Source organism: Microvirga sp. Mcv34 (genome assembly GCF_024519725.1).
Classification (GTDB): Bacteria; Pseudomonadota; Alphaproteobacteria; order Rhizobiales; family Beijerinckiaceae; genus Microvirga.
Window position 1 is genome coordinate 76,192 of record NZ_JALJRK010000021.1, and the last position, 7,152, is coordinate 83,343.

General features: G+C 65.5%; 6 protein-coding genes. 4 read left to right on the forward strand and 2 right to left on the reverse strand.

What is annotated here, in order from left to right:
* Positions 1-136: 136 nt before the first annotated feature.
* From OC446_RS13555 to OC446_RS13565, 3 genes are all read left to right on the forward strand, one after another.
* Positions 137-1,990 carry an ABC transporter ATP-binding protein gene (locus OC446_RS13555; protein ID WP_262029556.1) on the forward strand — a complete coding sequence of 618 codons (1,854 nt, stop codon included), beginning with the start codon at positions 137-139 and terminating at the stop codon, positions 1,988-1,990.
* Positions 1,991-2,231: 241 nt separating this feature from the next.
* Positions 2,232-3,668 (forward strand): M20 family metallopeptidase, encoded by a 1,437-nt coding sequence (locus OC446_RS13560; protein ID WP_262029557.1) that lies wholly within the window; start codon positions 2,232-2,234, stop codon positions 3,666-3,668.
* A 31-nt stretch (positions 3,669-3,699) separates the two neighbouring features.
* Positions 3,700-4,224: a GNAT family N-acetyltransferase gene (locus OC446_RS13565; RefSeq protein ID WP_262029558.1), complete on the forward strand. Its 525-nt coding sequence runs from the start codon at positions 3,700-3,702 to the stop codon at positions 4,222-4,224.
* Here the strand turns inward: OC446_RS13565 and OC446_RS13570 are convergent.
* Positions 4,221-4,745, reverse strand: coding sequence for a SixA phosphatase family protein (locus tag OC446_RS13570; RefSeq protein ID WP_262029559.1), 525 nt, complete (start codon positions 4,743-4,745; stop codon positions 4,221-4,223). The two genes, OC446_RS13565 and OC446_RS13570, sit on opposite strands and share 4 nt — an antisense overlap.
* A complete protein-coding gene (locus OC446_RS13575; RefSeq protein WP_262029560.1) occupies positions 4,745-5,593 on the reverse strand; it encodes an AAA family ATPase in 849 nt (282 codons plus the stop codon). The genes OC446_RS13570 and OC446_RS13575 overlap by 1 nt, the downstream gene beginning before the upstream one ends.
* 109 nt (positions 5,594-5,702) lie before the next feature.
* Between OC446_RS13575 and OC446_RS13580 the strand changes: the two genes are divergently transcribed.
* Positions 5,703-6,989 carry a cystathionine gamma-synthase family protein gene (locus OC446_RS13580; RefSeq protein WP_262029561.1) on the forward strand — a complete coding sequence of 429 codons (1,287 nt, stop codon included), beginning with the start codon at positions 5,703-5,705 and terminating at the stop codon, positions 6,987-6,989.
* Positions 6,990-7,152 lie beyond the last annotated feature (163 nt).

Genomic DNA, 7,152 nt, shown 5'->3' on the forward strand with positions numbered 1-7,152 from the left:
TTGTGAAGCGATCTGCGCCGCGTGATGTCACCGATCAAACAATTTGTCGGGCCTTCGTCACCCCAGGGACAAAGATCACTGCATCATGGCGCGCCCATGGCCCGTTGATTCGAGCCGTTGCCGATGAGATGCGCCGATGTTCCGCTTTTTCGAGACCCGGATCGACTTCACGCGTCCCCCGCCGGAGGAATCGCCCCCGGATAATCTCTGGGGGTTCTACTGGCATTTCATCGCCCAGGCGAAGGGGCTGTTCGTGGCGCTGTTCGCGCTCGGCTTCGTGCTGGCCGTGGTCGAGGCGCTCGTGCCCTGGCTCATCGGCCGTCTGGTCAATGCCATCTCGCACACCTCGCCAGACGGCATCTTCCATGAGGCCGGTCCGCTGCTGATCGGCATGGGGACGATCATCCTCCTGGTGCGGCCGCTCGGGACGATCCTGTTCCGGCTCCTGGTCAACCATTCCCTGGCGGTCTCCTTCACCACCATGGTCCACTGGCAGAATTACTGGCACGTGGTGCGCCAGCCCTTAGGGTTTTTCCAGGAGGATTTCGCCGGACGCATCGCCAACCGGGTGCTGCAGACGGGCCGCCCCTTGCGCGAGACGATCCTGTCCGTGGCCCGCGCCGTCTGGCAGATCCTGATCTTCGGCGCGGCCTCCATTGGCCTTCTCGGCACGCAGGACTGGCGGCTCGCCCTGCCCATGACCGGATGGTTCATCCTTTACGCGACACTTCTCGCCGTCTCCCTGCCGCGCATTCAGAAGCGCTCCCGCAGGTCGAGCGAGGCGCGCTCGGCCGTGACCGGCAAGGTGGTGGACAGCTTCACCAACATCATGACGGTCAAGCTGTTCGGACGCCGCAAGGACGAGGACGACTACATCAGCGAAGGCTATCGCTGGCTCAACGATGCCTTCATGAGCCAGCAGCGCATCAACACGCTCTATGTGGCCGGCCTCACCTTCCTGAACGCGATCTTCCTGGTCTCGACCGGCACTGTTGCGGTGTGGCTCTTCAGCGCGAACCGGATCGACGCGGGCACCCTGACCACCGCCCTGCTGCTCTCGACACAGATTGTCTCCATGTCCGGCTGGGTCGCCTTCGAGGTCATGGGCATCTTCGAGAATGTCGGCACGGTGCAGGAAGGCATGAAGACCATCTCCCGTCCGCTGACCATGCAGGACAAGCCGACTGCCAAGCCGCTCACGGTGACGCGCGGCGAGATCCGCTTCGACCGCGTCGGCTTTTCCTACGGGGATGGCGACAAGGTCATCGACAGAATGAACCTGACCATCCGGCCGGGCGAGAAGATCGGCCTCGTCGGACGTTCCGGCGTTGGCAAGACGACGCTGGTCAACCTGCTCCTGCGCTTCTTCGAGCCGCACGAGGGCCGGATCCTGATCGACGGCCAGGACATCGCCGATGTGCGCGAGGAAAGCCTGCGCTCGCAGATCTCGGTGGTGACGCAGGATACCTCGCTGCTGCATCGCTCCATCCGGGAGAACATCCTCTACGGACGGCCCGCGGCGGGCGAGCAGGCCATGCGCGAGGCGGCCCGCCAGGCCCATGCGGTCGAGTTCATCGAGCGTCTCGTTGACGGGCGCGGGCGGCGCGGTTTCGACGCCCATGTGGGCGAGCGCGGCGTCAAACTCTCCGGCGGCCAGCGTCAGCGCATCGCCATCGCCCGCGTGATCCTCAAGGACGCGCCGATCCTGATCCTGGACGAGGCGACCTCGGCCCTGGATTCGGAGGTGGAGGCCGCGATCCAGGAATCCCTCGCGACCCTCATGGAGGGCAAGACGGTGATCGCCATCGCCCACCGGCTGTCCACCCTGCAGCTCATGGACCGCCTGATCGTGATGGATGACACCCGGATCGTCGAGGAAGGCACCCATGCGGAGCTCCTTGAAAACGGCGGCCTCTACGCGGGCCTCTGGTCGCGCCAGTCCGGCGGGTTCCTCCCGGCGCGCAGGGGCGTGGCCGACGAGGCGGTTTAGAGGAACGCCAGATCTGCATGATGCGTCGCTCGCGTGATGAGCTCCCCTCCGCCGTCATGGCCGATCCTGCGCCGGACGTCGCAATGCCAGGACGTGCGGCCAGACACCGAGAATCCCGTGAAAATCAAGTAATGCAGTTCTGACTCCCCCGCCCTGCGGACAGCGAATGGCCTTTCCCTTCCCTATCGGCACGAACCTGATAGTGTTCGCGCCGGCCCTATTGTCGAGATAAGATAACATTATGCAGAACGACCGCCTGAGCCTTGAAGCGATTGCCAGCCATGTGGATGCCAAGGCCGAAGATTACTGTGCTCTGAGCGATCGGATCTGGGCCGCGCCGGAACTCGCCTTCGAGGAGCATCGCGCCGTGGCCGAGCAGATTGCCATGCTGGAGCGCGAGGGCTTTCGCATCACGAAGAATGTCGGCGGCATGGCGACCGCGTTCATCACGGAATGGGGCTCGGGCGGACCCGTCGTCGGCATTCTCGGCGAATTCGATGCCCTGCCCGATCTGGCGCAGGAATCAGGCCGGACCGAGCACCGCCCGACCGTGACGGGCACGCCGGGCCATGGCTGCGGCCACAACCTTCTGGGCGCGGGTTCGGCGCTTGCGGCCGTTGCCCTCAAGGACGCGCTGGAGGCCGAGGGGATCGCCGGGACGGTGCGCTATTACGGCTGCCCGGCGGAGGAGAGCGGATCGGGCAAGACCTTCATGGCCCGCGCAGGCCTGTTCCACGACCTCGACGCCGCCTTCTGCTGGCATCCGAGCGTGGTGAACGAGGTCCAGACTTCGTCGTCGCTCGCCTGCATCCAGGCCTATTTCCGCTTCAAGGGCCGCGCCGCACACGCGGCGGCGGCGCCGCATGTGGGGCGCTCCGCGCTCGATGCGGTGGAGCTGATGAATGTAGGCGTGAACTACATGCGCGAGCACATGCCATCCGATGCACGCGTGCATTACGCCACCACGAATGCGGGCGGCAACGCGCCGAACGTGGTCCAGGCCTTCGCGGAATCGCTCTATCTGGTGCGCTCGCCCCATCTGCCCGATACGGAGCGCCTGTTCGAGCGCGTGACGAGGATCGCCGAGGGCGCGGCCCTGATGACGGAGACCTCCGTCACGGTTCAGATCACGGATGCCACCTCGAACGTGCTGCCCAACAAGGCGCTGCAGGAGGCCATGTACGAGAACATGCGCCGCCTCGGCCCACCCGCTTTCGACGCGGCCGATTTCGCCTTCGCGGGAGAGCTGCAGAAGGCGGCCCTGACGGACGAGGAGATCGTCGCGAGCGTGAAGCCGCACGACCTCTCTCTCAGGACCAAGATTCTGCACGACGGCGTGCTCGCCATGCCGGTCCACGAGGAGGTCATGATGGGCAGCACCGACGTGGGCGACGTGAGCTGGATCGTTCCGACGGTGCAATGCCACGCGGCCTGCTTCGCCATCGGCACCCCGTTCCACACCTGGCAACTGGTGGCCCAGGGCAATCTGCCGGCCGCGCACAAGGGCATGGTGCTGGCCGCCAAGGCCATGGCGGCGACCGCCGCCGATTGCCTGCGCAATCCAGACCTCATCGCCCGCGCCAAGGCGGAGCTGAAGGAGCGCAATGGCGGCCGCGAGTACAGCTGCCCGATCCCGAACGACGTCACGCCCGACGATCTGCGCGCCAAGGCAGCCTGAAGCATCGGATGTAATCGATCCGCAGGAGCCCATGTCCGACACGTTTTCCATCCGACCTCTCCGGCCATCGGATGCCCGCGCCTATCGGGATCTGAGGCTGGAGGCGCTGCAAAGCAGCCCGGAAGCCTTTGGCTCGAGCTACGAGGAAGAGGCGCCGCTGCCGCTCGAGACAATCGAGGCGCGCATTCCCACATCCGGCCCGAACGCGATCTTCGGCGCCTTCGCCGGAAAGGCGCTCGTCGGCATGGCGGGCTTTGCCGCTTATGAGCGAGTGAAGGCCCGGCACAAGGGCGTGATGTGGGGCGTCTTCGTGAAGCCGGAATGGCGCAAGCAGCGCGTGGGACAGGCCCTGGTCCGGCAGGTGATCGACCACGCCTCCCGGCATGTGATCATGCTGGAAGCGGCCGTGGGCCTCGCGAACGAGAGCGCGCGGCGCACCTATCACGGCCTCGGCTTCAGGCCCTATGGCATCGAGCGCAAGGCTATCCGCATCGGCGACGTCTTCCACGACGAGGAGCTGCTGTACCTGGACCTTCCTCGGACCGAAGAGGCCTAATCGTCCTCGCCGCTGCCGAGGAATTTGGGCGTGACGAAGCGCTCCAACCGGCCGGATTTGGGCGCCACATCGGCCCAGTCGTCCAACGCGAAGTCGATGACGGCGAGACCTGCGGTCGGGTATTTCTGGCCGAGCCGCAGGATCCCATCCATGTCGCCCTCGCCGATGAGGAGCTTCGCCAGCTCCTCGAAACCGGGATTGTGGCCGATCAGCAGTAGCGTGCGGGCCTCGGGCTCCACCTCGCGCAGGACCTCCAGGAGCCGCCCGACCGGGGCCTCGTAGATCCGTCCGTCCCGGCGTGTCTCGATCTCGCCGAGGAAGGGCTGGACACGCTCCCACGTCTCCTGCGTCCGCCGTGCTGGCGAGACGACGACGAGGTCCGGTTCGATCCTTTCGCTCTTCAGGTAGTTGCCGATGACGAGGGACGCCTCCTGCCCCCGCTTCGCGAGGGGGCGGTCGAGATCCAGAATGCCCGAGGGCCAGGCGGCTTTGGCGTGGCGGAGGAGTAGGAGACGCAGCATCAGCGACCTTCCCGTCTGGCGATGAAGGCCAGCTTCTCAAACAGGCTCACATCCTGCTCGTTCTTCAGCAGCGCCCCATGGAGCGGCGGAATCAGCTTGCGGGTGTCGCGCTCGCGCAGTTGCTCGGGGCCGATATCCTCGGCGAGCAGGAGCTTGAGCCAGTCAAGCAGCTCGGAGGTGGAGGGTTTCTTGCGCAGACCCGGGACCTCGCGCACGTCGAAGAAGATTTTCAGGGCCTCCTCGACCAGCCGATGCTTGATGCCGGGGTAATGCACCTCGACGATCCGCGCCATGGTGTCGGCGTCCGGAAACTTGATGTAGTGGAAGAAGCAGCGGCGCAGGAACGCGTCCGGCAGTTCCTTCTCGTTGTTCGACGTGATGATGACGATGGGCCGCCGGGCAGCCTTCACGGTCTCGCCGGTCTCGTAGACGAAGAATTCCATGCGGTCGAGTTCGAGCAGCAGGTCGTTCGGGAACTCGATATCGGCCTTGTCGATCTCGTCGATCAGCAGAACGGGCCGCACCTCGGAGGCGAAAGCCTCCCACAGCTTGCCGCGCTTGATGTAGTTGCGGATATCCGTCACCCGGCTGTCGCCGAGCTGGCTGTCGCGCAGGCGGGACACGGCATCGTATTCGTAGAGGCCCTGCTGGGCCTTGGTGGTCGACTTGACGTGCCAGGTCAGGAGCGGCGCGTTCAGGCTCCGGGCGATCTCCTCGGCGAGGACCGACTTGCCCGTGCCGGGCTCACCCTTCACCAGGAGCGGCCGCTCCAGCGTGATGGCGGCGTTGACCGCCACCGTGAGATCCTCGGTCGCCACATACGAATCTGTTCCGGCAAAACGCGCCATTCTTCCACCATTCCTTCCAACGATCCCGAACCTATGGCCTGGCACCACCTTTCGGCAATCGCTCTCATAGGTTAAGCCCATGACAAACAAACCGGGAGGATAATGACCTATGGCTTACAATCGCTATCACAAGGACCGAATCGGAAATCACAAGCTGCATCCTGAGACCCTGATGCTGGGCTACGGCTACGATCCGACCCTGTCGGAGGGCGCGGTGAAGCCGCCGGTGTTCCTGACCTCCACCTTCGTGTTCAACAGCGCCGAGCACGGCAAGGAATTCTTCGATTACGTCGCGGGCCGCCGGGAGCCGCCGCAGGGCGAGGCGGCGGGCCTCGTCTATTCCCGGTTCAACCACCCCAATTCCGAAATCGTCGAGGACCGGCTCGCCGTCTTCGAGGAGGCGGAGGCCGGTCTCCTCTTCTCCTCCGGCATGTCGGCCATCGCGACGACGATCCTGGCCTTCGCCCGGCCGGGCGACGTCATCCTCCACTCGCAGCCCCTCTACGGCGGCACAGAGACCCTGATCGCCAAGACGCTCGCCAACATGAGCATCGGGGCCGTGGGCTTCGGCGACGGCGTGGATGAGGCTGGCATCAGGGCCGCCGCCAAGGAGGCGCAGGGCAAGGGCCGCGTCTCGGTCATCATGATCGAGACCCCGTCCAACCCGCTCAACACCTTGGTGGACATCGCCCTGATCAAGGCGATTGCCGACGAGATCGGCCAGGCCCAGGGCCACCGCCCGGTGATCGTCTGCGACAACACCCTGCTTGGTCCGCTCTTCCAGAAGCCCCTCAAGGACGGCGCCGACATCTCAGTCTATTCGCTGACGAAATACGTCGGCGGCCACTCGGACCTGATCGCCGGCGCGGCGCTGGGATCGAAGGAGCTGATGAAGACCGTGCGCCTGCTGCGCTCGGCCATCGGCACCCAGCTCGATCCCCATTCCTGCTGGATGCTCGGCCGCTCGCTCGAAACGCTGGCCCTGCGCATGAACGCGGCGAATCGCAATGCGGAGATCGTGGCCCAGTTCCTGCACGAGCACCCGAGCGTGGTGAAGGTGCACCACCTCGCCTATCTGCCGGAAGGCTCGCGGGCGAAGGAGGTCTACGAGGCGCAGTCCGACGCCCCCGGCTCCACCTTCTCCTTCGACGTGAAGGGCGGCGAAGCGGAGGCCTTCCGCGTCCTCAACGCCCTCGAGGTCTTCAAGCTGGCGGTGAGCTTAGGGGGCACGGAATCGCTCATCTCCCACCCGGCCTCCACGACCCATTCCGGCGTGCCGAAGGCGACCCGCGACCGTCTCGGCGTCTCCGATGCCACAATCCGCGTTTCCATCGGCATCGAGCACCCGGACGACCTCGTGGCGGACCTGGCGCAGGCGCTCGCGACGTTGGGCTGAGCCGACTCGTCATCCCGGACGCCGCGGGCGATCCGGGATCGCGTTCAGGACGTAGCTCCATTCTCGTCCAGCGATCCCGGGTTCTGCTGCGCAGCCCCGGGATGACGCCTAGAGCCTCGGACCCAAAAGTGGCTTCCACTTTTGGGTCCGAGGCTCCTTCTCT